Origin of the sequence: Chitinophaga sp. CCNWYY40 (genome assembly GCF_037483205.1) — a bacterium.
Classification (GTDB): domain Bacteria; phylum Bacteroidota; class Bacteroidia; order Chitinophagales; family Chitinophagaceae; genus Chitinophaga; species Chitinophaga ginsengisegetis.
Genome location: NZ_JBBHLF010000007.1, coordinates 192,150 through 217,262 on the forward strand (window position 1 = coordinate 192,150; position 25,113 = coordinate 217,262).

The 25,113-nt window shown below is 46.2% G+C and carries 20 protein-coding genes; 10 read left to right on the forward strand and 10 right to left on the reverse strand.

The genetic code is table 11. The annotated features are described in order from the left end of the window. The first annotated feature begins 48 nt into the window (after positions 1 to 48). From rlmN to V7S65_RS26315, 3 genes are read left to right on the forward strand one after another with little or no spacing between them, the layout of a single operon-like run. Positions 49 to 1,092, forward strand: coding sequence for a 23S rRNA (adenine(2503)-C(2))-methyltransferase RlmN (rlmN, locus tag V7S65_RS26305; protein ID WP_079471037.1), 1,044 nt, complete (start codon positions 49 to 51; stop codon positions 1,090 to 1,092). 57 nt (positions 1,093 to 1,149) lie between these two features. Next, positions 1,150 to 2,781 (forward strand): pseudouridine synthase, encoded by a 1,632-nt coding sequence (locus V7S65_RS26310; protein WP_336389016.1) that lies wholly within the window; start codon positions 1,150 to 1,152, stop codon positions 2,779 to 2,781. A gap of 15 nt (positions 2,782 to 2,796) precedes the next feature. Next, positions 2,797 to 3,540: an RluA family pseudouridine synthase gene (locus tag V7S65_RS26315; RefSeq protein ID WP_079471038.1), complete on the forward strand. Its 744-nt coding sequence runs from the start codon at positions 2,797 to 2,799 to the stop codon at positions 3,538 to 3,540. Positions 3,541 to 3,579: 39 nt separating this feature from the next. On the opposite strand, the gene V7S65_RS26320 is transcribed toward V7S65_RS26315, so the two are convergent. The 7 genes from V7S65_RS26320 to V7S65_RS26350 all read right to left on the reverse strand — a co-directional run bounded on the left by V7S65_RS26320 (position 3,580) and on the right by V7S65_RS26350 (position 14,296). Continuing rightward, the gene (locus tag V7S65_RS26320) at positions 3,580 to 5,301 is read right to left on the reverse strand and encodes a metallophosphoesterase (RefSeq protein ID WP_336389015.1); all 1,722 of its coding nucleotides are present in this window, start codon (positions 5,299 to 5,301) and stop codon (positions 3,580 to 3,582) included. A gap of 21 nt (positions 5,302 to 5,322) precedes the next feature. Beyond that, on the reverse strand, positions 5,323 to 6,867 hold the full coding sequence (locus tag V7S65_RS26325; protein ID WP_336389014.1) for a RagB/SusD family nutrient uptake outer membrane protein: 1,545 nt from the start codon (positions 6,865 to 6,867) through the stop codon (positions 5,323 to 5,325). Positions 6,868 to 6,887: 20 nt separating this feature from the next. Then, positions 6,888 to 10,244 (reverse strand): SusC/RagA family TonB-linked outer membrane protein, encoded by a 3,357-nt coding sequence (locus V7S65_RS26330; RefSeq protein ID WP_336389013.1) that lies wholly within the window; start codon positions 10,242 to 10,244, stop codon positions 6,888 to 6,890. A gap of 199 nt (positions 10,245 to 10,443) precedes the next feature. Continuing rightward, positions 10,444 to 11,442, reverse strand: a complete 999-nt coding sequence (locus V7S65_RS26335) for a FecR family protein (RefSeq protein ID WP_336389012.1) — start codon at positions 11,440 to 11,442, stop codon at positions 10,444 to 10,446. Positions 11,443 to 11,837: 395 nt separating this feature from the next. Then, positions 11,838 to 12,440, reverse strand: a complete 603-nt coding sequence (locus tag V7S65_RS26340; protein WP_336389011.1) for an RNA polymerase sigma-70 factor — start codon at positions 12,438 to 12,440, stop codon at positions 11,838 to 11,840. Between the two features lie 217 nt (positions 12,441 to 12,657). Further along, complete coding sequence (locus V7S65_RS26345; RefSeq protein WP_079471044.1) at positions 12,658 to 13,293, reverse strand: peroxiredoxin; 636 nt, start codon at positions 13,291 to 13,293, stop codon at positions 12,658 to 12,660. Between the two features lie 376 nt (positions 13,294 to 13,669). Next, positions 13,670 to 14,296 (reverse strand): hypothetical protein, encoded by a 627-nt coding sequence (locus tag V7S65_RS26350; protein ID WP_336389010.1) that lies wholly within the window; start codon positions 14,294 to 14,296, stop codon positions 13,670 to 13,672. 139 nt (positions 14,297 to 14,435) lie between these two features. Between V7S65_RS26350 and V7S65_RS26355 the strand changes: the two genes are divergently transcribed. Then, positions 14,436 to 15,440, forward strand: coding sequence for a helix-turn-helix transcriptional regulator (locus tag V7S65_RS26355; RefSeq protein ID WP_336389009.1), 1,005 nt, complete (start codon positions 14,436 to 14,438; stop codon positions 15,438 to 15,440). 62 nt (positions 15,441 to 15,502) lie between these two features. Here the strand turns inward: V7S65_RS26355 and V7S65_RS26360 are convergent, their stop codons facing one another. After that, the gene (locus V7S65_RS26360) at positions 15,503 to 16,225 is read right to left on the reverse strand and encodes a LolA family protein (RefSeq protein WP_143313644.1); all 723 of its coding nucleotides are present in this window, start codon (positions 16,223 to 16,225) and stop codon (positions 15,503 to 15,505) included. A gap of 108 nt (positions 16,226 to 16,333) precedes the next feature. On the opposite strand from V7S65_RS26360, the gene ade reads away from it, so the two are divergent. Beyond that, positions 16,334 to 17,974, forward strand: a complete 1,641-nt coding sequence (gene ade, locus V7S65_RS26365) for an adenine deaminase (RefSeq protein WP_336389008.1) — start codon at positions 16,334 to 16,336, stop codon at positions 17,972 to 17,974. A 56-nt stretch (positions 17,975 to 18,030) separates the two neighbouring features. Here ade and V7S65_RS26370 read toward each other — a convergent pair whose 3' ends face one another. Continuing rightward, a complete protein-coding gene (locus tag V7S65_RS26370) occupies positions 18,031 to 19,122 on the reverse strand; it encodes an anhydro-N-acetylmuramic acid kinase (RefSeq protein WP_336389007.1) in 1,092 nt (363 codons plus the stop codon). A gap of 101 nt (positions 19,123 to 19,223) precedes the next feature. Here V7S65_RS26370 and V7S65_RS26375 point away from each other — a divergent pair, with 101 nt between their 5' ends. From V7S65_RS26375 to V7S65_RS26395, 5 genes are all read left to right on the forward strand, one after another. Further along, complete coding sequence (locus V7S65_RS26375; RefSeq protein WP_336389006.1) at positions 19,224 to 21,140, forward strand: vWA domain-containing protein; 1,917 nt, start codon at positions 19,224 to 19,226, stop codon at positions 21,138 to 21,140. A gap of 43 nt (positions 21,141 to 21,183) precedes the next feature. Next, entirely contained in the window at positions 21,184 to 21,837 is a 654-nt protein-coding gene (gene upp / locus V7S65_RS26380; RefSeq protein WP_079471051.1) for a uracil phosphoribosyltransferase, read from the forward strand. A gap of 169 nt (positions 21,838 to 22,006) precedes the next feature. Continuing rightward, the gene (locus V7S65_RS26385; RefSeq protein WP_111579907.1) at positions 22,007 to 23,020 is read left to right on the forward strand and encodes a PorP/SprF family type IX secretion system membrane protein; all 1,014 of its coding nucleotides are present in this window, start codon (positions 22,007 to 22,009) and stop codon (positions 23,018 to 23,020) included. Between the two features lie 180 nt (positions 23,021 to 23,200). Next, entirely contained in the window at positions 23,201 to 23,965 is a 765-nt protein-coding gene (locus V7S65_RS26390) for an EI24 domain-containing protein (protein ID WP_336389005.1), read from the forward strand. Next, positions 23,965 to 24,678: an SAM-dependent methyltransferase gene (locus tag V7S65_RS26395; protein WP_079471054.1), complete on the forward strand. Its 714-nt coding sequence runs from the start codon at positions 23,965 to 23,967 to the stop codon at positions 24,676 to 24,678. Before V7S65_RS26390 ends, V7S65_RS26395 begins: the two co-directional genes overlap by 1 nt. Positions 24,679 to 24,717: 39 nt before the next feature. Here the strand turns inward: V7S65_RS26395 and V7S65_RS26400 are convergent, their stop codons facing one another. Next, entirely contained in the window at positions 24,718 to 25,107 is a 390-nt protein-coding gene (locus tag V7S65_RS26400) for a hypothetical protein (RefSeq protein ID WP_079471055.1), read from the reverse strand. Between the last annotated feature and the right edge of the window lie 6 nt (positions 25,108 to 25,113).

The following is a 25,113-nucleotide window of genomic DNA, read 5'->3' on the forward strand; positions in this document are numbered from 1 at the left end:
CGTTACTTTCCGACTGCCGTAAGGCAGCCAACTGCTCAATTAATGATAATGAAGTCTGACAATAAAAACATCCGGCATTTAAGTTTACCGGCTTTACAGGAATATTTCGGGTCAATAGGCGAAAAGCCTTTCCGTGCAAAACAGGTATACGAGTGGCTTTGGCTGCGGCATGCCGATAGTTTTGAGGCAATGACCAACCTCTCTAAAGAATTACGACAAAAATTAACGGAGCATTTTTCCCTTCCTGCTGTAAAGGTGGATACCGTACAGCAAAGCAATGATGGTACCATCAAAAGCCGTTTCCGCTTACACGATAATCACCTGGTGGAAGGTGTGCTGATTCCGACCGACAGCCGGCAAACCGCCTGTGTATCCTCACAGGTAGGCTGCAGCCTAAGCTGCAAGTTTTGTGCGACCGGCTACATGGAACGCAAGCGCAACCTCGATTACGATGAAATTTATGATGAAGTGGCGCTGCTGAATAAGCAAGCCCTGGAATCATCCGGCAAAAAGCTGAGCAACATCGTGTTCATGGGCATGGGCGAACCCCTGCTTAACTACAAGAATGTATTACAGGCCATTGAGCGTATCACTTCCCCCGACGGACTGGGCATGTCGCCAAAACGTATTACCGTTTCTACCGCCGGCGTGGCCAAAATGATCCGCCAGCTGGGCGACGATAAAGTACGCTTTAACCTGGCGCTGTCTTTACACGCCGCCAATGACAAGAAACGCAGTGAAATTATGCCTATCAACGATTCCAACAACCTGAAGGAATTGATAGATGCGCTGAACTACTTCTACAAGGCTACTGAAAACGAAATTTCTTTCGAATATATCCTCTTCAAAGATTTTAACGACTCAAAAGAAGATGCTGATGAGCTGATTAAAATATACAGGCAGGTTCCCGCTGATCTGGTAAACATCATCGAATACAACCCGATTGATATGGCCCGGTTCCAGAAACCGGACGCCAAAAAAGCAGAAGAGTTCATGGAATATCTTGCCAAAAACCGGGTGAATGCAAGATTGCGTCGCAGCCGTGGTAAAGATATCGATGCGGCATGCGGACAACTCGCCAATAAAGGCTGATACTATAACAATATTCCTATTGGTCATGCACGCATGATCATCAATCAATAATAATTTATGAAGAAAAAACAACCTGCTAAAAAAGGGTTTGGTCCATCAAGGGATAACAAATTTGGTAAAAGCGACAAACCAGCAGGCAACCGCAACCGCTCCTCCGCTGATGGCGAAAGGCCAGGAAGAGCATCTGCAAAAGATAACCGCAGCGCTGACGACAGCTCCTCATCCCGCAGGCCCCGTTTTGGTGGCGAAAGCGCCGGTGATGAAAAACCTGCTTTCCGCAAACGCACTTTCGACAGCAACGGCAGACCGGCCCGCAAAAAAGGACCCGCTACCGATAGCTTTGGAAATGATAAACCTCAACGCGGCAAACGCAGCACCGGCAGCAGCGAAGAGAAACCTCCGTTCAAACGCAGCTTTGGCGAAAAAGGCGAAGAAAAACGTTCTTTCGGCAGAAGTGATGATAAACGCTCTTTTGGTAAAAGCGACGATAAACGCTCTTTCGGCAGAAGCGATGACAAACGCTCCTTCGGCCGCGATGAAAAACCAGGCGCCCGTAAACGTTTCGACAAAGACGAAAAGCCTTTCCACAAACGCAGCAACGACAACGACTTTAAAGACAAGAAAGATAAACCCGATGGCGAACGCGCATTCAGCGCATTCAGAAAAGATGGTGAACGTCCGGAACGTGTACGCAGCTTCGATAAAGAAGAAAGCCGTGAAAGAGCCCCGCGCAAACGTACCTACGGTGCAGGCGCCGCTAAGAAAACGGACGACAACAGCGCTTTTCACTTCCACGGAGAAAAGAAAAAAGGCGGAAAAGAAACACCAAGTGGCTTCAACCGTAAAAAGTTCTTTGATAAAACCAACGAACGCTTCGCCGATAAACAGGATAAAAAAAAAGGCACAAAAGTAAGAGGCGCTAACGATCACGAACATACGAACGAAGGCAAAGAAAGCATATTTGGCCCCGGTGAAATGCCGCTGAATAAATTTGTGGCCCATTGTGGTCTTTGCTCCCGCAGAAAAGCAGTAGACCTGATCAAGGAAGGCAAGGTAACCGTGAATGGCAAAGTGGTAACAGAACCCGCTACCAAAGTAACCAGCAGCGATGTGGTAACTATGCAGGATAAAAAAATTACCCCGACTAAAAACCTGGTATACATTCTCCTGAATAAACCCAAAGGCTACATTACTACCACCGATGATCCGGAAGGCCGCAAAACAGTAATGGACCTGATCCAGGATGCCGCAGAAAACGAAAGGGTATACCCTGTAGGACGCCTTGATCGTAATACCTCCGGCCTGTTGCTGCTCACCAATGATGGTGAACTGGCACAACGCCTGGCTCATCCCAAACACAACATCAAAAAGATTTACCAGGTAGAACTGGATAAACCACTGACTAAAACCGACTTCGAGCAAATCATTGCAGGCGTAACCCTGGAAGATGGCGTGGCCCTGGTAGACGCGCTGGGTTATGTGGATCCGAAAGATAAAAAACAGGTGGGCATTGAAATTCACAGTGGTAAAAACCGCATTGTCCGCCGCATCTTTGAACACCTGGAATATACAGTGGAAAAACTGGACCGTGTAATGTATGCGGGTCTTACCAAAAAAACACTGAACCGTGGGCAGTGGCGCTTCCTCAATGAGAAAGAAGTAATCCTGCTGAAACACTTTAAAAAATAACTGCCGATTTACGGAATGCGATTATCAGAACATATTATACTCGAAACGCCTGATTTTGTTGTAGTCAACAAGCCTTCAGGAATGCTTACGTTGCCCGACCGTCATGATAATGAGCTTACCTCCCTGATAGCCATCATGAAAAAAGCTTACGGGGAAATATTCACGGTACACCGGCTCGACCGCGAAACCAGTGGCATTATCCTGTTTGCACGCAACGAAGCAGCGCATAAATATTTCTCGCAGCTTTTTGAAAGCAGGGATGTAAAGAAGTTTTACCTCGGACTGGTAAGTGGTCAACCAGTACCTAAGCAGGGCAATGTGAGTGAAGGGATCATGGAACATCCTGTGCAAAAGGGTAAGATGGTGACTAACCGCAAGGGGAAGCCATCCTCTACAGATTATGAAGTACTGGAAGAATTTGGCCTTTACAGCCTGGTAAGGATGCAGATCCATACCGGCCGTACCCACCAGATCAGGGTGCATATGAAGTACCTGGGACACCCCATTGCGGTAGATGAATTTTACGGCAGCGCGCAACCGGTGCTGTTATCTTCTATCAAGAAAAAATTCAAGTTAGGCAAACATACAGAAGAAGAGCGGCCATTACTCAGCAGGCTGGCCCTGCATGCGTCTATGCTGATCTTCAAAGATCCTTCCGGCAAGGAATATACGATTGAAGCACCGCTGCCAAAAGATATGAGTGCCCTGTTAACGCAACTGCGGAAACACCGTGGTAAGCAGCCCGCAGGCGAAGAATAAAATTAAAAGAGCCGTGTATTGTACACGGCTCTTTTAATTTTATTTTACCAGCTCTGTTATCTTCCCCTGATTGGCTGTTATGGTATGACCGTTTTCAAGATAGATCTTACCATCCCTGTAAACAGCCGGGTAAGTTTTTCCATCTCTGAAATAATTCCCGGGAACCGGGATATCTCCTTCTTTCCCAAGCTTTACCGGTTCTTTAAACCTGTCAATGATCCATTCACCGGTGGAAGGCCGAAACACTGCCATTTCTGCTCTGCCATCGCCATCGTAATCACCCGGAACAGGAATGTCGCCGGGGATATGCTTTACCTGCAACGGAATATTACCCAAACTTGTTTGCCACAACGAATTATCCGTACGAAATACGCCTACGTCCAGCATGCTATCTCCGTCATAATCCGCCGGAACGGGAATACCATTTTTATGCCCGAACCGGATACTGTCCAGGCCATCAAAATACCAGGTAAGCGTAGCTGGGCGGTACACTGCCACCTCTGCAAAACCATCGCCGTCGTAATCTCCGCACACCGGGATATCACCTGCTTGTCCAAGTGTAACTACTTCCCCACCCTGGAGATAAAACTTACCTTCGGAAGGCCGGAATACAGCTAACTCCGTTTTACCGTCACCGTTATAATCCGCTGGTGCAGGAATGTCTCCTTCTTTTCCAAACGCTATATCGGGCTGCCCTGCTATCTTCCATACACCATGGGAAAAGAAGGCAATGTCGGTATGCTGGTCATTGTCGTAATCATGATAACGGGCTACGTTGGTATGATGAAACCACGGCAGTGTAAACTCGCTATCTGCATCCTTTTCTTCTTCACCTGTGTAAGGCGAAAAAGTACGTACACTGATCAGGTCTTTCGATTTCGAAAACTTCATCAAACGCATTAACCCATGACCACCATTTGGCCGGCTCTGGTAGTCGGATAAAAATGACCGGATAATATTCCCGGCGTAGCCATCCTGACGATACCCTTCGCCGTTATCGCCCACATGTCCTGATAAGGTTAACATCACGTTAGGGTAACTTTTCAGCCGGTCGAACACACGTTGCGCCTGTTTTGAAAATTTCGGAAACCCCTTCTTGTTAGTACCTGTTGTTTTATTAAAATGAATGATAGAATGACTCACAAGGATCGCCTTCCTGTCGCTGTATTTCTCCAATACCTGGCTGGCCCATTTGTTCATCCCTTCAATATCTTCCCCATAAGAATCATACTCTAAAAAGATGCTGATAAATTTAATACCACCGGCTTCAAAAAGATCGTAGTGACTATCATTATTATCGCCATAGTGCCCCCCGTACCATTTTTTACCCTTAAAATGTTCGATGCCGAAATACTTGTTGTACTGATCTGTTTTACCACTCAGCGGGTATTGACTTTTAGTCTGGTCGTGATTTCCTACGGCCATGCCATACGGAATACCCTGCAGATACCCGGGTTGCGGTTTTTCCAGCAGATACATGGATGCCGCTGCATTGACCCATTGTTGCGGAAATTTTTCACCGTCCTCAGAGATGTCTCCCAGATGGATCACATATCTGATGTTCTCCTTTGCCGCATTTTTTACAATCCACTCCGTTTGTGCAGTAAACATTTCTTTCTTTCCACCGTTCTTCTCTGCAGTGTAATATTGGGTATCCGGAATTACGGCAATAGAAAACTCATCTTCTTCTTTTTGTTGTGCATTGCTAAAGCCACCCATCGTTAACAGTAGCAGTATACAAAAGCCTCTTTTCATCATCATGATATGCTGGTTTGAAAACTATTAAAAGTAGCCGGGGTTCTGGATGATCTTTGGATTGAGTCCCACCTCATTCTGAGGTATGGGAAATAACAGGTGATGCTGATCAATCACGTACGCATCTGAAGAAAGATATGGCAGTTGTTCCCTGATCTTAACGCCAAAGGCATTGATCACAGATAGCGCCTTACCGCTCCTGAGCAGATCTGTCCAGCGATGGTTTTCAAATGCCAGTTCCACCCTGCGTTCATGAAAAATAGCGGCGCGCAGCTGGGCGGGATCTGTATTAGTGAAATCGGCCAACCCTGCTCTTCTCCTTACCCGGTTCAACGGCGTTAGTGCATCGGAAGATTTACCCTGTTCATTTAAGGCTTCTGCCAATAAGAGCAATGCATCAGAAAAACGGTAGATAGGAAAATCATCACCGGAGCCGGTAGGTGATTCCAGCGGAGCATGCAGATACTTTTTTATGTACGGCACACCAATTTTTCCCGTGGCAGGAACGTAATTGATAATGCTTTTTGCGGCTGAATATTTAAAGTAGTTGCTGGCATCATAGGTGCCTTCTGCAATGCCGACAGAGGCTTCCAGGCGACTGTCGCCGGCTTCAAAATCACTGATCAGATCATTACTGGGCGTATTCCATCCACCTGTGCTGGTATTGTCAATAGAAATACCCGTTAGCAGTTTAGTGTCTTTACTTCTTGGTAAAAAATGAAAAGACAACACATTGGGCGTAGCACCTGTTAATGTACCTCCGAGAAACTGGATTTCAAAAACCGATTCCTTACTATTCTTATTCGCTGGCATAAAGGCATCTGCATAGTTTGCATTAAGATCATAGCCCATAGTCAGCATACTGTTTAGCAGCTTCTCTGCATCTGCCCATTTTTTCTGCGTGGCATACACTTCGGCGAGTAGTATAGTCGCAGATCCTTTGGTAGCCTCTCCTGTTTGCGGGAACTTTGCTGGTGGCGCCAGTTCAGCGATAGCGTCCTGTGCATCCGCAATGATCTGGGCATATACTTCTGCTTCGGTGGCACGAGCCTTAAATGCCTCATCTGCCGTAGTCACTTCTTTTATAAACAGTGGAACGCCACCGTATAAGCGCACGAGTTTAAAGTAGTTGAGCGCCCTTAAGAATTTTGCCTGTCCATCGAGGTTTGCTTTTACTTCATCTTTAAGATCAGCGCCTTTCAATCTTTCGATAATGATATTACAACGGGAGATGCCGGTATAACTATGCTGCCAGGTGGCTGCTACATAAGCATTGGTAGAGGTATTGGTAAAGTCGGAAATGTTTTCACGTTCCACAATAGAAGTACCCCTGTTACCTGGTATAGCCTGATAAATGGTGTTATCAGAGTGCATTTCTGAAGTAAAATAATCATTCACCAGCACATCCCGGAGTGGTGCATAGGCGGCCACTACAGCCGATCTGAATTGTTGCTCCGTTTTATAAAATACGTCGTCGGTATATGCATCTTCAGGCGACCGTTCGATAAAATCCTTGCTGCAGGATATTGTCACTGCACACAAAAGGATCATCACTGTATATAGCTTTTTCATATTTTGTCAGTGTTAAATGATTATTTAAATGTGGTGGTGAATCCAAGAGAAAAGGTTCTTGGTATAGGATAGGCATTTTCATCTACACCAACACCCGACGTAGGATCAGAGCCGCCCACATTTATTTCCGGATTCATTCCTGAATAGCCCGTTAATACAAACGCCTGTTGTATAGATGCAAAAACCCTCAGGTTTTTTATCATCGCGTTTCTTAAAGGCACAGTATATCCAAGTGTTATATTTTTGGCAGTGAGATAAGATCCATCTTCTATCCATTGACTGTTTACCTGTCTTCCCATTGCGGTGGTACCTGATTTGGTACGCGGATAAATGCCCGATCCCGGGTTTTCTTCTGAGCGCCAGCGATCGGCAGCAGCGGCCAGCGGAAGACGGGAACCATCCATGTTTGTTTGATAGGCCCATTTAGCCGCGTTCAGGATTTTTCCGCCAACAGAAAAGGTCATGTCAATGTTCAGGTCAAAATTTTTATACCTGAAGTTGTTCACGATACCGCCGGTAAATGTTGGCGTAGGATCGCCAATAAAGGTGCGGTCGTTCACATCATCAATAACGCCATCACCGTTGATGTCCTTCACCTTGATTGTTCCGATATCAGAGTTACCGTTTGGCTTGGCAGTAGTACTTAAATACTTGGGAGAGTTGGCAAGGTCGGCAGCATCTTTATATAATCCTTCAAAAACAAATCCGTAAAACTCACCCAAATGATGTCCTACCTGCTGGCGGTAATAATCTGAACTCACCGTTACATTTCTCCTGATATAACCGGGATCTACGAGGTTGGTAATCAGGTTCCTGTCGAACGATAACGCCAGGCTGGTATTCCATTTCAGGCTACCGGTGAGGTTTTTAGAACTCACAGAAAATTCATGTCCCCACATTTTAAGTTCACCCACATTGAAAATGATTTGGTTAAACCCGGACGATGTAGGTATGGAGCGTTGTTGAATCAGTCCATCCGTTAATTTGCGGTAATAATCGTAGGTAAAAGTGAGGCGGTTATCCAATACGCCCAGCTCCAGACCGATATCGAACTGCTTGTTGCGCTCCCATCTCAAATCCTTATTAGGCAGCCGGTTGATGGTTTGTCCCTGGGTGATTACGTTATTAAAGTTGTAGTAATAAGTGCCGATAGTGGCCTGTGGATCATAGTTACCGGCGAAGAAGTTATTACCTGTGATCCCGTAACTGGCCCGTAGTTTAAGGAAGTTAACGCCTTTTACATTCTTCATAAATGATTCATCGCTAACGATCCAACCCGCAGCTACTGACGGGAAACTGCCCCACTGTGTATTCTCTCCGAATTTTGAGGAACCATCGCGTCTGAGTGCTGCAGACAAAAGATACTTCCCTTTATAATTATAATTCACCCGGCCTATGGTCGACAATAATGAATAGGATCCCGCACCACTGCTACCGGTAACACTGGTGGCGGCACCGAGGTATTCAATATCATCACTGGTGAAACCGAGGCCTGTCAGTGTGTTATTATAGGTGCTGAATTCCTGCGCCGAGTAGCCTACCAATGCCTCTATATTATGATCTTTAAAGAAGGTTCTGTTATACACCAGGTTTCCTTCTGCGGTCCATGAGCCGTTATCAACTGCCGAGCTGGCTCCGATGGTTTGTCCCTGTGTGCCAGTAACCAAACCCGACTGGAAATACTTGCGTGTTTCAGCGCCTTTATCTGCCGCCAGATTGCCCTTGATACTTAATCCCGGCAGGAATTCATAGTTCAGGTAAATGTTACCGAGTATGCGGGTTGTTTTATAATCGTCGTTGGTTAATTCATAAGTAGCGAGTGGATTGATATAGGCCACCATACCTGGAGAAGAAACGTTGCGCGTGTAGGAACCATCTGCATTATAAGGACTTGCCAATGGACTGGCCTCGAAGAACCTTTCAAAGTATCCGCCCACACCGTCACTATTCAACCTGTTGTTATGATCCGTCCGGTAACTCGGCGCCAGGTTGAAACCTATTTTGAGCTTATTGTTTTCGGTGGTAAAATCCTGGTTAAAACGCATTGAATATAACTTGGTGCCGGTATTGATCAATACACCTTGTTGCTCCTGGTAGCCTGCTATTACGGTAGATGAAGAGTGTTCACGCGCCGTTCGCACGGTGAGGTCATAGCTTTGAATAGGCGCCGTTCTGGTTAGCAATTTAAACCAGTTGGTACCTTCTCCATACTGCTCCGGGTTGTCGTAAGCGGCATGATAATCGGCAGAAACGGAATAGCCAGGTTCATACTTTAATCCATCTTCTGCACGCTCTTTCATGAAGGTAGCAAACTCTCTTGCAGTCATCATCTTCGGCAGTTTACCGGTAGGGATCTTCTGCAAACCGTAGTAGCTGGAGAATTCAATTTTTGCGTCGCCTGGCTTTGCATGTTTGGTGGTAATGAGTACTACACCGTTTGCGGCTCTTGATCCATACAATGCAGTGGCGGATGCGTCTTTAAGAAAACTATAGCTTTCTATTTCTGCAGGGTTGATGTTATTGATACTTCCTGTAATGGGGTTACCATCAATCACAAAAAGCGGTTGATTGCTTGAGTAAAAAGATGCCGCGCCCCGGATAATAAACCCCATACCGCGCCCGGGCTGGCCGCTGGTTTGGGATACCTGGACACCGGCTACTTTTCCCTGCAACTGCTGGGCAAACTGGGTTACCGGCATGTCCTGCAAAGACGACGCATCAACGGTTGCAATTGAGCCTGTAATTTCGCGGCTTTTCTGCTTACCATAACTCACCACTACTTCTGTCAGTTTATTATCGGCCAGCTGCATGGAAAAATCAAGCGAGGTGGTTTTTCCTTCTTTTATAACAACATTATTCGATTTCTGCGACCTGAAAGAAACGTAAGTTACTTCAAGTGTATAGTTGCCTGGTTTAAGGTTGAATGTGTAATCGCCGTTAGCGTCACTTTGAACAACCTGGCCGGTTTCCAGCGCCCTGATTGTTGCGCCGGGCAAAGGCGCGCCTTTTTCGTCCACCACTCTTCCTGATAATTTACCGGGCGCTTGTGGAACAGGTTTGGTATCAATCACCACATAGCCTTCTACCAGCTTATAGTCGAGATTGGTTGACTCCAACACCTTTTCAATCAGGTATTTTACGGTTGAGTGGTCTGAATCAATAGTGATTTTTTGTTTGAGTCCTGCCAGCAACTTTTCCGGCAGTACAAACCTGATTCCGCTCTTTGCCTGAATAGTTAACAGGCTTTCTTTCACGCCAGCGTGATCCAACTTAACAGCAATCACTTTGTCCAGTTGCTGCCCACGGGCGTTTCCGGCCAGTAGTACGCCAATAAAAGTAAGTTGCGCGATTAAAAGTATACATGAACATCTCATCATAAACTTAGTTGTGGGATGTAATCCTTTTTGCATTAATTTTTGTATTAAGGTTGGCCGGCGTCAGCCGGAATCGTTGTTAATTTCCTTTCGCTTTATCCTGTTGCCTCTTATGGGCGTGCAGTTTCACGACATCACATGCGACGTCCCTATCCAATGATGGACAGCTTTTTTTAATACATATCGTTTGTTTATTTTAAGTTTAGCGAATAACGATTTCCCCGTTTTTCATTTCGTAGCTGAAATGGCCTGCTGCGGCCAGCACGTTCAATATCTTATCTATTGGCACCCTGGCGTCCAGTGTCAGCGTCATTTTTTCCGCTGATTTTGTGTGTTGTTTAAAAGTGATCTTCACATTGTACCACCGCTGCAATACCTCTGCAATATCATTGAGCGAAGCATTGTTGAATGTTAACCGGGCTTCCTTCAGGTCCTGTACTTCTTCCGGATCAACTGTTTCTCTTTTAATTTCACCGTGATCAAACAGCACTTTTTGCCCTGGCGTTAAAACGGCCAGTGATCTGGAAAAATCGGTGCCTACCTGGTCCACCTTTACTTTCCCGGTAGCTACTTCCACCAGTAAGGGTTTATTTTTAAATGCTTCTATTTTAAAAGAAGTCCCTAATACTTTGGTTTGCACATCGCCGGTATGAACGGTGAACGGCTTATGTTTCTCTTTCGTTACTTCAAAAAAAGCTTCTCCATACAGATAGATATCCCTGGTATCTCCGGAAAAATTCTCAGGATATTTCAAACGGCTGCCTGCGCCCAGGTATACCACGCTGCTATCAGAAAGAATTATTTTTGACCGCTGCCCGTTCGGGTTGTTGCTTTCCACAAAAGCCACCTGCGTTCCCCTTTTATTACTTAAATAACTGATGGTATAAATACCCATAGCTGTCAGGATCAGGCCAATCCAGATGGCAGCATGCCGCAGGTGTAATAAGCTCCTCCTACGCGCAATATTCACATGCCCTATCCTTTCCTGCATGGATTTTTTCAACTCCTGCTGCCGGGGATGAACAGATTTGTCGTTCTCAAATACTATCCAGTCTTTACCAGCATTTGCAGACAGGATGTCCTCCAACAATTTTTCTGATGCAGGATCTTTCAGAAACAGGTTTACCAGTCGCTCCTCCTCGGCTGAACATTTACCTGCTAAAAATCTCTCAATTAATTCCCGGTTTATTTGTCTTGACATGCTGGTTTAACAGAGCATAAAAGGTCCCTGTTAATCATATAGGGACAAAAAAGAAGACGAAGGGCTATCCGATGTTGAAGAAAAAACAGAAACATAATTTACCGGGGGGACCGGGTATTATTATATGTAAAATAATTACTCTGTATGGGGTATAAAAAAAGGGGTAAGTGTATTGGGAGTGTATGGGAAGTGTATTGTGAGTGTATTGTGAGTGTATGGTGAGTGTATGGGAACAGTATGGGGAGTGTATGGGAACAGTATAGGGACTGTATAGGAACTGTATGGGGAATACGACACATACACGACTCCTAAGTATCCGAGAAGTATCAGAGAAGTATGGGAGAAGTATGCAGGAAGTAATGACAACCGCCTGCTTAAATATTATTTTTAATATATTATAAATGCAGAAAAAGCAATAAAAACCCGGTAAGCGCCGGCAACACTGTATCGCTATGGTTATTGAGCTGCTTTCTGAAATGATTCAGGGAGAATTTAATATGGTTCTTAACGGTATTAATAGAAATATTGAGGTCGTTGGCAATTTCGGCGTGGGAGAGGTCGCCTTCCCTGCTCATTTGAAATACAATTTTACGCTGGGGGCTTAATGAATCAAGATGGAAATGATATTTTGCTTCCAGTTCCCTGGTGTCCAGTTGGTGGTCGGCCGGGGTAGCCACAAAGGAAAGGTTATTCTCAATAAATTCTATCGGGGCTATGGAAACGGCTTTTTTACGGATCGCCTTGATGGTAGCGTTTTTGGCTGCTCTGAAGATATATGGTTTAAACTCGCCTTCTATCTGTATGGTATGTCTTTTATCCCATATCCACATCATCAGGTCCATGATGGCTTCTTCTGCAAAGTATTCATCCTTCACATAGCCAAGTGCGTAGTTATACAATCTTCCAAAATAACGATCAAATAAAGTATTAAATGCTTTGAGATTGTTTTTGGTACATTCTTCCAGTAGCTGCTTATCTGATAGTAAACGATATTCCATAAAAATGGATTGAATGTATTTTTCAGCAAAACTAGAGACCAGAGTTTGTTTTTCTGCTACGTGGGATGTTAACTGTGCATTAATAAACTGTTACCTCAATAATAATATCTGGCAGGGGTAGGGGCATAAAAAAAACGGGGAGAAATCCCCGTTTCGTAAAAATCAAAAACCAACCATTAAAAAATCTTTATAAGAAAGCCTTACGGCTCTTTAAGTATTATTTGTTGGGCTGTGGTGTTGTTCTCAGGTAAGGCTTGATAATTTTGTGGCCTTTCGGAAAACGTGCAGGAATATCTGCTGTTGGCACCGCTGCCGTAACGATTACGTCTTCACCATCTTTCCAGTCGGCTGGTGTAGCTACGCTGTATTTAGCGGTCAGCTGCAGGGAATCCAGTACACGGAGCACTTCTACGAAGTTTCTGCCGGTAGAGGCCGGGTAGGTGATGATGAGTTTTACTTTTTTGTCCGGTCCTATGATAAACAAGGATCTTACTGTAAATGTTTCAGAGGCATTTGGATGAATCATATCATACAGGTTTGCCACTGTTTTGTTTTCATCTGCAATAATAGGAAAAGTTACGTCACACTGTTGTGTTTCGTTAATATCATTTATCCAGCTCAGGTGTTTATCTAATGGATCTACGCTGACAGCCAGTACTTTAGTATTACGTTTTGCAAACTCTTCCTTTAATAAAGCCGTTTTTCCCAATTCGGTAGTACATACCGGGGTAAAATCTGCCGGGTGGGAAAACAAGATACCCCAACCTTCGCCGAGGTAATCGTAAAAATCTATTTCCCCTAAAGTGGTATTGGCTTTGAAATTAGGAGCAACATCTCCCAGTCTTAAACTCATAGTTCTACGATTTAATTGACCAAAAATAGCATTTTCCTACAAAATTTATAGACTTTAAGGGATTTTTTTCAGAATTTTGCGCTTTTTTTTTCCGGGGCAAAGGTTTTGGGGGCTAACAAACAATGGAAATTGGGGGTTCATTCAAACGGATACCAGGGGCTAACACCAATGGGTATCAGGGGTTAACATAAATGGATGCAAGGCTTGGCGGTTAACGTAAATGGATACCGGGGTTACATAAACAGATGTCCGGGAATTAACATACATGGACACCGGGGCTAACATAAATGGATTCTTTTTCATCTTTGTGTCTTTCAGGGTTAACATAAATGGATCATCAGGGTTCATCAACGGATAGAAATATGGTTATAAGTATTTATGTATTTGAGGTGTACAGCTGCCAGGCATAATATGCCATACTGAACTTGTTATCGTCTTCCAGGGCGGCCATTACCCGGGCAGCGTCTTCCCCCAATTCTAATTCGATAAAACCGAGATACAGGTTATAGGCGTCATGAAGCATTTGAATGCAATACTCCATTTTCTCATTGGCGTCGTTTGAGTTGTGCCGGGCGGCAGGCGGTAATGTAGGCACGGTGGGTACCGGCATCTGGATCACACGCTCTATATAATAACATTCTTCATCAGCATATGCCTCCCAGTTATCGTCCTGCTGCAAACAGGGCCTCCTCATGTGAAATACGAGGTGATCAAACACTACGGCGCCACCCAGTTCTGCCTCCAGGTCAATAATGTCCGGTGTGCGGCGCATATCTTCCAGCTTTTTCACAATCGTCATCTGCACTGCATCGTGCTTGTCCTGGCTGAAACGCAGCATCGTGTTCATTACTTCGTAAGTAGTTACAAAATCGCAGGGATACCACACCTCATCCAGTAGCGCCTGGCCCCAGAGCGTCAGGTAATTGGAATCATCCATAATGATCTGCCCAATTGAAATGGCCTGTACCTGCGTAATTGCTGTAGTTGTATTTACCTTATTCATAACCATCAGGTTTTAATAACACTACAAATTTATCGGCGCCGCACGCAAGGGATTTGCGTAGTGATCTTTTGATGATAATTTTTTTAATCCTCGTCGCAAAAGCGGGAATTGTTTATTTTTATTATCTAAATTTTATCTTTTGCCAAAGAATAAAGACGCGGTGTCGCGCTACCGCTGGATCGACGAGCGGTTGCGCAATAAGCAGAAACCCAAACCTACCCTGGATAACCTGATTGAATATGTATCGGACAAGATGGGAACTGCAATTTCTACCCGCACTATCCAGAAAGATATCCAGGATATGCGCCAGGACCCTGAACTGAACTATATGGCGCCTATCGTATATGAGCGCAGCAGCGGCACCTACCGCTACTCAGACGATAGCTTCTCCATCAGTAATTCCCCTATAGAAGAAGCAGATCTGCAGGGGCTGGAAATTGCCATTGGCATACTGGAACAATTCCGGAGCCTCCCGGTAGTACAGCAGTTTGAAGATGCCATCCTGAAAATTGCTGCCAGTCTCAAAATGAACAGGGAAGCCCTCCAGCATAAAGGACTCATCAAATTTACCCGGGCATCCCACTACAAGGGCGCAGAACATATCCCCGAAATAGTAGACGCCATCAAAAACCTGGAAGTGATCCGCATCGCCTACCAGAGCTTCGACCGCGATGAGCCTAAGGAACACTGGGTGGAACCCTATCACCTCCGCGAATACCAGCACCGCTTTTACCTCATCGGGAAAAGCCAGAAAACCCGCGGTGGCGCTGTAGTTACCTTTGCCCTCGACCGCGTGGTGAAACTATGGCCTACCAATAAACATTTTGATGAAAAGAATTTCGACGAAGCCAGCTACTTCCAGCACGCAGTAGGCATCACCGTACACGACGGAGATCCCGAAAATGTATTGCTGAGCTTTACACCAAGACAGGGGAAATATATTAAGTCGCAGCCCATCCACACTTCCCAGGAAATAGTGGAAGACAACAGCGAGGAATGCCGTATATCCCTTAACGTTGTTATTAACCCGGAACTGACCATGACACTGCTGAGTTATGGCGCCCAGGTAAAAGTGCTGAAACCCGCACACCTGGCTAAGAAAATGGCTGAGGAAGCCAAAGCGATGGCGGCGTTGTATAAATAATACCGTATTCCGCTATTGCGCCACAGGAAATATATCCTCCGGCACAATAGCGGAAATGTTTCTTAAGGATTTGGTTTGGTAAACAAACTATCTGCTACCGGCTGATTCATTTCTATCTTCAGGATATTAACTTTAACCCCACCCGGGTCCTGCTCTGTAACACCCGGATAAGTAAGTCCCTCCGGCGTTTTCTTATAATCAGACAACAACGTTACCAGCTCCATATCCTGTCCTTGTACGTTCATATGATTGGTAGCCTTCACCAGCAGGTAAGTGTTGGCATCCAGGTAAGCAATACCCGATGTGCCATCCGCAGCAGTGATCTTCAGCTTATATGCCGGCGACCCGCTCACGGTATCCTTTCCTAATAATTCTATCTTTTTCCCCTTGCTCTTGTAATCATACAACTCTCCTCTCACATCCAGCTGGGTTTTCATCAGCTTCAGCATTTCCGGGTTCATTTCCTGCGGCGTTGTTTGCTGCATCACCGGCATCAGGCTCCAGCCTGCATTACGGGTTACTACCTGCACATTGCTGGTACCATTCACGGTAAACTCCAGCCGCATCGCTTCATCCTGCTTCACCCACCGCTTAATGGGAACAGTTTGCCCCTGCACTTCCATATTTCCCTCTACATACTGCGATTTAATTCCTTTTAACTTCGCCTCACCTCCCATCGCTACAATATTCTTTGCTATCAATTCATCGGCAGATTGTGCACTGGTGCAATAACCAGCAATCAGAAAAGCTGTTAACAGCGTATAAAACCTGGTTCCTGTCATCATAAAAAATAATTTTCCGTTGATAAATAAGATATCCTAAAACAACTCCGGCATCTCTTTTCAAAAAATACGCCAGCATTGAAAATACGACCTATTCCTTAGCTTTGCAACATGAATACATTCCAGCTCTCAGGCAACCTGGTAGATATACTGCAACAGGAAATATATCCGGCCACTATACATATCACAGATGGCTATATCAGCCGCATTGAACGCAACAACAATCAATACACCACGTACCTGCTTCCGGGCTTTACGGATGCGCATGTACACGTGGAAAGCTCCATGCTCATCCCTTCAGAATTCGCCAGGCTGGCCGTTGTGCACGGTACTATCGCCACCGTGAGCGATCCGCACGAAATAGCGAATGTGATGGGCGTAAAAGGAGTGGAATATATGCTCGAAAATGGCAAAAAAGTTCCCTTCCGGTTTAACTTCGGCGCCCCATCCTGCGTACCGGCCACCGTTTTTGAAACCGCCGGGGCAGTAGTAACCGTGGCCGATATTGAAGCTTTACTTCAGAGAGATGATATCAGGTACCTCACAGAAATGATGAACTTCCCCGGCGTGCTGCACAAAGATCCGGAAGTACTCGCTAAAATAGCCGCCGCCCAAAAAGCCGGCAAACCCGTGGATGGCCACGCTCCCGGCCTCCGGGGCGAAACCGCCGCCGCATATATTGCTGCCGGTATCAGCACCGATCACGAATGCTTTACCATCGAAGAAGCACTCGATAAACTGCAATACGGCATGCATATCCTCATCCGCGAAGGAAGCGCTGCCAAAAACTTTGAAGCATTGTACCCGCTGCTGCACGACCATGCTTCACATATCATGTTTTGCAGCGACGATAAACACCCCGATAACCTCGTGGAAGGACATATCAACCTGCTGGTGAAGCGCGCCCTGGCCTATGGTGTTGATCTGTTCAAAGTGTTAAGAGCCGCCTGTATTAACCCGGTACTGCATTATAAACTCGATAATGGATTATTGCGGGTAAATGATCCGGCAGATTTTATTGTGATAGATGACCTGCAAAACTTTAACATTCTCGCAACATATATCAACGGCGTGAAAGTTGCGGAAAACGGACATACGCTGATACCTTCCATCCCTTCATCTCCCGTAAATAATTTTATAGCAGATCCTGTAACGGCTGACGATTTTCGTATACCCGTTAGCGATAGCAATGCAAAAGAAATAACGGTGAAGGTAATCGGCGCGATGGATGGACAACTGATCACCAACGCCCTCACCGCGGTACTACCCGTTGTCAATGGCGCTATAGAAAGTAATACACAACAGGATATACTCAAACTAGTGGTAGTAAACCGCTACAAAAAAGCGCCGCCGGCAGTGGCATTCATTCATGGCTTCGGCCTGCAACACGGCGCTATTGCTTCTTCTGTGGCACACGACAGTCACAACATCATTGCGGTGGGCACTGACGATGAAAGCCTCGCAGCTGCCATCAACAGCGTGATTGCCGCACAGGGCGGCATCAGCGCAGTGGGGAATAACAATGTGCAGGAACTGCCATTACCCGTAGCCGGACTAATGAGTAACCTCGACGGATATACGATAGCAGCCCGGTACAGCGCGCTGGATAAAGCTGCAAAAGAGCTGGGATCCACGCTGGCATCGCCTTTCATGACATTATCATTTATGGCGCTGCTGGTAATACCGCATTTAAAACTGAGTGACCTCGGGTTGTTCGACGGAGATAGTTTTCAATTCACGACAACTCACTAATACATAAAAAAAGCAGCGGTTACATCCGCTGCTTTTTTTATGATTGTAGTAATCTATTAATGGGTTGTCCACAACGCACCGTTAATAGAGTCGCGGGAAGCCCCGGTAACCCCGCTCAGCACATTATCTTCCTGTCTCCAGCGCAATGTTCCGATAAGCGCCATGATCAACGCCTCTTTGAAACTAACGGTTTGCTCATCCGGCACCTCCACCGTAATGTCCAGTGGCTCCAGCTGTTGCCGGATCGTATTCACCAGGAAAGTATTAAACGCGCCGCCACCGGTTACCAGCATCTTGCCAGGCCCTTCCGGCAGCTGTGCTTTCAGCGCTTTTACAGCTTGCGTGATTTGTATCGCAATATGCTCTACATAGGTGCGGAGCTTGCCCTGTACAGAAATACGCAAAGGCGCTATCAGTGGTAATATGATATCGGTACCAAAATCGTTGGCCAGTGATTTCGGCCAGGGTTTGGTGTAATAATCCAGTTGATTCAGTTGTTCCAGCAGGTTGCTGTCGGCCACTCCGCCCGCCGCCAGGGCGCCGCCATCGTCATAAGGTTTATTCAGTGCGGCTGCCAGGGCATTCAATACCCTGTTGGCCGGGCAAATATCAAACGCCACAAACTGTTCGGGCAGCTGCGCCGAAATATTGGCGATACCGCCCAGGTTAAGCCAGTACTGGTATCCGGGCAACAGGTACTTTTCTCCGATAGGAACAATGGGGGCTCCCTGCCCGCCCAGCGCCACATCTACCGCACGGAGGTCGCTGATAACGGGTAGCCCTGTTACGGCAGCAATGGCTGCACCATCTCCCAGCTGGGCGGTCATTTTCTGCGCGGGTATATGAAAAGTAGTATGACCATGTGAGGCGATAAAATGAATTTTATGATCCAGCTGGTTCTTTTCAATGAAATTCAGGATACGCCGGCCGGTGTAATGCCCGTATGCGGTATGTAACAACAGGTAGTCCTTTGCCGGCAGGGAAGTGGCCTGCGACAGCTGCTCCACCCACTCCGGCTCGTAAGGCAGGCTTTCCGACGCCCTGATAACATAGGTCCATTGTCCGCGTATCTCGGTCAGTTCTGCAAAAACTATATCTAATCCGTCTAATGAGCTACCAGACATGGTGCCAATCACGTTATATACCATCGACAAAAAATTTCAGCAAAGGTAGTTTTAAAATATTTTTTTTACGATTTATGGAAACGGGACCGCCCGGCACATCCTGCAGGTAGAAAAACTACTTCGCCATGAAAAAATATCTCTCTTTACTATTGCTCAGCTGCCTGGTGGCATTTACTGCCTCCGCCCAACAGGTACGGGTTATTACAGGTATTGTAACAGACAGTTTGCTTAAAAGCCCCCTCGCCAACGTGGTAGTACGGGTAAAAGGTACAGATGTATTAACGGCCACCGATAAAAAAGGGCAGTTCAGCCTGAAAACCGCCACAGGTGCGCTAATCCTGGAAGTAAACGCTGCCGGCTACCCGGCGGTTGACGTAGCAGTGAAAGACGGGCAGAATAAAATAACAGTACAGCTTACCAAACTGCAGCCACTCGATAAAAAAAGGAACCAGTATGTGATGCACGGCAATACCAACGATGCGCTGCAAGGCAAGGTGGCCGGGGTTAGTAGCTCCGCGCTGTCTGAAGTAGTGGTGGTGGGCTATGGCGCACAGCATCGGAAGTCTGTAACCGGTTCTGTTACCACTATCAGGGGTACCAGCAAGAACTACGCCCCCTCCCCGGTTTACAACACAGAAGACTACAGCCCCATTAACGAAAACATTTTCCACACAGCTACAGACCAGCCCCTCAGTACTTTCAGCATTGATGTGGACAGGGCCTCCTACAGCAACGTACGCCGTTTCCTGAACCAGGGCATGATGCCGGAGGCGGACGCAGTGAGAGTAGAAGAGATGATCAATTATTTTGATTACCAATACAAAGCACCCGAAGGAAAAGACCCGGTGGCTATTTATACCGACATGGCGGTTTGCCCCTGGAATACTGCCCATCAGCTGGTACGCGTGGCCCTGAAAAGCAAACAGGTGGATACCCGGGAACTCCCTCCTTCCAACCTGGTTTTCCTGATAGATGTGTCAGGCTCCATGTATGGTGAAAACCGGTTGCCGCTTGTTAAGCGTGCGTTTGCGGTTTTAACGGAGCAGCTCCGCGCAGAAGATAAGGTAGCCATTGTAGTATATGCCGGTGCAGCAGGCGTAGTACTGCCAGCCACCAGCGGCAGCGATAAGAAAAAGATCCTGGCCGCACTGGATCAGTTAGAGGCCGGCGGTTCCACTGCCGGTGGTGCAGGCATACAACTGGCCTACACCATTGCCGGTGAACTGTATTCCCAAAACAGCAATACCCGCGTAATACTCGCTACCGACGGCGATTTCAACGTAGGTGTTTCCAGCGACGGAGAACTTACCGGCATGATCGAAAAAGAAAGGGAACGAGGCATATCTCTTTCTGTACTGGGTTTTGGTATGGGTAATTATAAAGACAATAAATTGGAACTGCTGGCAGATAAAGGCAATGGTAACTATGCCTATATTGATAACTTTGAAGAAGCCCGCAGAACCTTTGTAACCGAATTTGGCGGAACCCTTTTTACCGTAGCAAAAGATGTAAAACTGCAGATAGAGTTCAACCCGCAGTTCGTGCAGTCGTACCGGTTAGTGGGCTATGAAAACCGGGTGCTCGCCAATGAAGATTTCAACAATGATAAGAAAGACGCCGGGGATATGGGCGTAGGCCATACCGTTACTGCCCTGTATGAAATTATCCCTGCCGGCACAAAGGGAACCGCCGTTAACTGGGTTGATCCGCTGAAATACCAGGAAGGCAAAGTGATTGGCAATAAATCCGAAGTGCTCACCGTAAAATTGCGATACAAACAACCGGATGCCAACAAGAGTTTATTGATGGAGAAAGTGTTGCCTTACAGCAACCAGGAGATCACCGCCGCGCCGGAAGATTTCCGGATGGCCGCTGCTGTAGCCGCTTTCGGGCAGTTGTTGCGTAACTCGGCCTTCAAAGGCACCGCCACCTACGACCAGGTATTATCCTGGGCCGGCAATTCCAGAGGAACGGATACAGAAGGCTATCGTGCTGAATTCATCCAGCTGGTCAAAAAAGCGATGCTGCTGGACAAAGAGTAGTTCCACTATTTTTCGGTAATTTGCGGCCTCAAAGGGATAGCTCATGATTATCAATTTAAGTGAAACCAATTCATTGGTGGGAGAATGGTTAAGCGAGATCAGGAATATAGATGTTCAGCAGGACCGTATGCGCTTCCGGCGTAATATGGAACGGCTGGGAGAAGTAGCGGCATATGAAATCAGTAAAACACTGAGTTACGAAGAAAAGGAAGTAACTACCCCTATGGGTATTGCTACCTGCCGGGTGCTGAAATCACAACCGGTGCTGGCTACTATCTTACGCGCAGGACTGGCACTGCATCAGGGATTGCTGCACTACTTCGATAAGGCAGATCATGCCTTTGTTTCTGCCTACCGCAAACATAATCACGACGGTTCTTTTGATATCAGCCTGGAATATGTAAGCACTCCTTCTATCGACGGGCAGGTGCTGATCCTTTCCGACCCGATGCTGGCTACCGGCTCTTCATTGGTGAAAACCATAGAGCACCTGGAAGAAATAGGCAAACCCAGTCATATACACCTGGTAGTGGCCATTGCCTGTACCGTAGGAATCGAATATGTATTACGCAATACCAAAGCGAGTCTGACCATCTGGGCCGGTGATATTGATGATGAATTAACCGCTAAAGGCTATATAGTACCGGGGCTTGGAGATGCCGGCGACCTGGCTTTCGGAAATAAATTACAACAATAACCTGGAATAATCGTTTTACGGATAGCAGTTTTGTATCTTTAAAGAGAACAAAGCTGCTATTTGTTTTTTGCTAAGCCGGATCGTTTATACATGAATTTAATTTGAGATATGATTTAATTGATGTACCTTCACCCGTATTGCATAAACCCTATGCTATAAGCTTAATGATATGAAAAGAGCTTTACTATTCCTGGCCATATTACTTTATTTTAATCCTTTGCGGGCGCAGGACCCGCACTTCTCGCAGTTTTTTGCGTCGCCGCTAACCCTTAACCCAGCGTTTACAGGTTTATTTTCAGGAGATTATCGTTTATCCGGTAACTACCGGTCGCAATGGAGGAGTATTTCTACCCCCTTCGTAACAGGTACCGCTGCCATTGATTTTGGCATTTTGAAAAACGTAATTTCCTATACCGATATCTGGGGCGTGGGTCTTATGGCGATGTACGACAGAAGCGGCGGCGGTGCGCTCACCTCCAGCTACCTTTCCTTTAGTACCGCGTACCACAAAGGACTGGACCCTGAAGGTAACCACACCCTGGCCATCGGCTTACAGGGTACGCTGGTGCAGAAAAGAATAGACAATACCAAACTGCAGTTTGAAAACCAGATCGATAACAACGGGTATAACCCAATGATTCCCAGCAATGAAACACTGGTAAATCCTAAAATATCCTACTTCGATCCCAACATCGGTATCTTATACAACGGCTTAATCGGCGAAGCGTCCAATATTTACATGGGCGCCTCCTATTATCATATTACCCAACCTACCGAATCATTCATGAACCTTACCCAGAACAGGCTCAGCTATCGCTGGACCGTACACGGAGGAGGTTCAGTTCCGGTAAACGGGCAAGACAGGTTTCATGGCAGCATCCTCTACATGAAACAAAGCACTGCTTCTGAATTCACCTTTGGTGGCGCCTATGGCTTCATGCTCAACGACATGGACGATAATCCCACCACTTTTTACCTGGGTAGCTGGTATCGCCTCAAAGATGCCATTATCCCTTATGTGGGCCTTGAAATAAAAGGCTTCCAGATTGGCCTTACCTACGACACCAACGTATCCAGCCTGAAACCAGCCTCCAACTACCGCGGCGGCCTGGAAATTTCACTCATCTATATCCACACCCGGAACGAAAACAATAAATATAAAACGCTCTGTCCACGTTTCTAGGACAATGGCTTTTGTGATATAATAATTATCCTGATTTAGGAGTTCATAACATCTTATGATCTCCTAAATCAGGATAATCATTTAAAATCATGATAATCATTGTTAATTTTGCGTTAGTTTCGTTACTCTTTCATAAAACCAGGAAAAACACACATTCAGTTACAATAAAATATTCAGGCGTTGTTTTCATTCAGAGAAGTACTGTCGGCGATCCAGTCTTACGGAAAAGCCCACCAATTCATACTACAGCATAAATTATGGAAATGGATACTGATTCCTGGAGTGATCTATTGCCTGTTATTTTTTGCAGGATTTTACTTTGTATGGGGCTACTCCGGCGACTTTGTGGAATACCTCACCCGGCTGATGCATATCACAGAATGGGTACAGGAACTGGAAAGCAGCTGGCTAAGTTTCCTCTTTATCCTCGTCGCATTTTCCATCCGGATTGTATTTGTATTCTGGTACTTTTCCTATTTTAAATACCTGTTCCTGATAGTAGCTTCCCCCGTGTTTTCTTATTTATCTGAGAAGACAGAAGCCATCCTGGATCATAAAGACTTCCCGTTCAGCTGGTCGCAGCTGGGCCAGGATATCCTGCGCGGGATCAAAATGTCGTGCCGGAATATTGTTTATCAAACCGCCGCCCTCCTCATCCTCTTACTGATCTCTTTTATACCGGTGATCGGCTGGCTTACCCCGATGCTCGGGTTCTTTATTGAATCCTATTTTTATGGCTTCTCCATGATGGACTATAGCTGTGAAAGACATCGTTTAAACATGTCGCAGAGCATCGACTTTATCCGCCAGCACCGCGGCATGGCTATCGGTAACGGCATGGTGTTTTACCTGTTCATGCTGATCCCCATACTGGGCTGGATGCTGGCCCCTTCTTACGCAGTCATTGCAGCTACCATTGACTTACAAACAAAAAGACTGAAATAATGAATACCACCGGCAAAGTGTACCTGGTTCCAACTGTTTTGAGCGCCGACGCCCTATTCAGCATTCCCGCTTATGTAACCGCTATCGTGCAGCAATTGTCTGTTTTTTATGTAGAAAATGAAAGAACAGCCCGCAGGTATCTGAAGTCGCTGGACAGAAACATCGTGATAGATAACCTGCAGCTCCTGCTGATGAATGAAAACCAGGCGCCCGACCTGGTTCTTGCAAAAAAATTATTACTCGAAGGAAAAGATATCGGTATTCTCAGCGAAGCCGGATGCCCCGCTATCGCCGATCCCGGCCACCTCATCGTAAAGCTGGCACAGAGCATTGATGCCAGGGTGATCCCGATGATTGGCCCCAACTCCATGCTGCTGGCCCTCATGGCCTCCGGTATGAACGGGCAGAATTTCCAGTTTGTGGGGTACCTCCCCATTAAACCACCCGAAAGAACAAAGATGATCCGGGAACTGGAACAGGAATCGGAAAAGAAAAAGCAAACCCAATTGTTTATTGAAACGCCTTACCGCAACAACCAGCTGCTGAAGGATATACTGGATAACTGTAAGGACTATACGCAGATTTGTATTGCAGCAGATATCACTGCTCCCACGGAGTATATTAAAACAAAAACGGTAAAGGAGTGGAAGAAACAATTACCTGATCTTCATAAACGACCGGCTATCTTCCTGCTGTACGCAGGCAACGAATAAAAAAGGGGAATTACGGCTTTCGTAATTCCCCTTTATATTTTAAGGCAGCTCCGACTTCACCGGATCCTTGATGGAAATAATACTATCTACAATAAATGCGCTGTATCCCCTCCATGGAATGGCCCCCAGGTACTCTTTGTAGTGCAGTTCCACCATCTTTCCGCTGGCCGTCATCAGCTGCTGCGCAATCCGTTCGCTGCTCACGGAAAATTCAAATTCGTTCGACTGGATAGTACCGGCTACCTTGCCCCGGTAACCCGACTGGATCACTTTGCCTTCATAGGTTTTAAAAATGTATCCCTTCTGCACAAAATAATTCAGCTCCCCGGCTTTAACGCCCTGTCCGAAAACAAAATAGTATTTATAGAAGAAAATACCTCCCAGTACCAGTATAATAACAGATACAATGATAAAGACAAACCGACCCATAGTTAG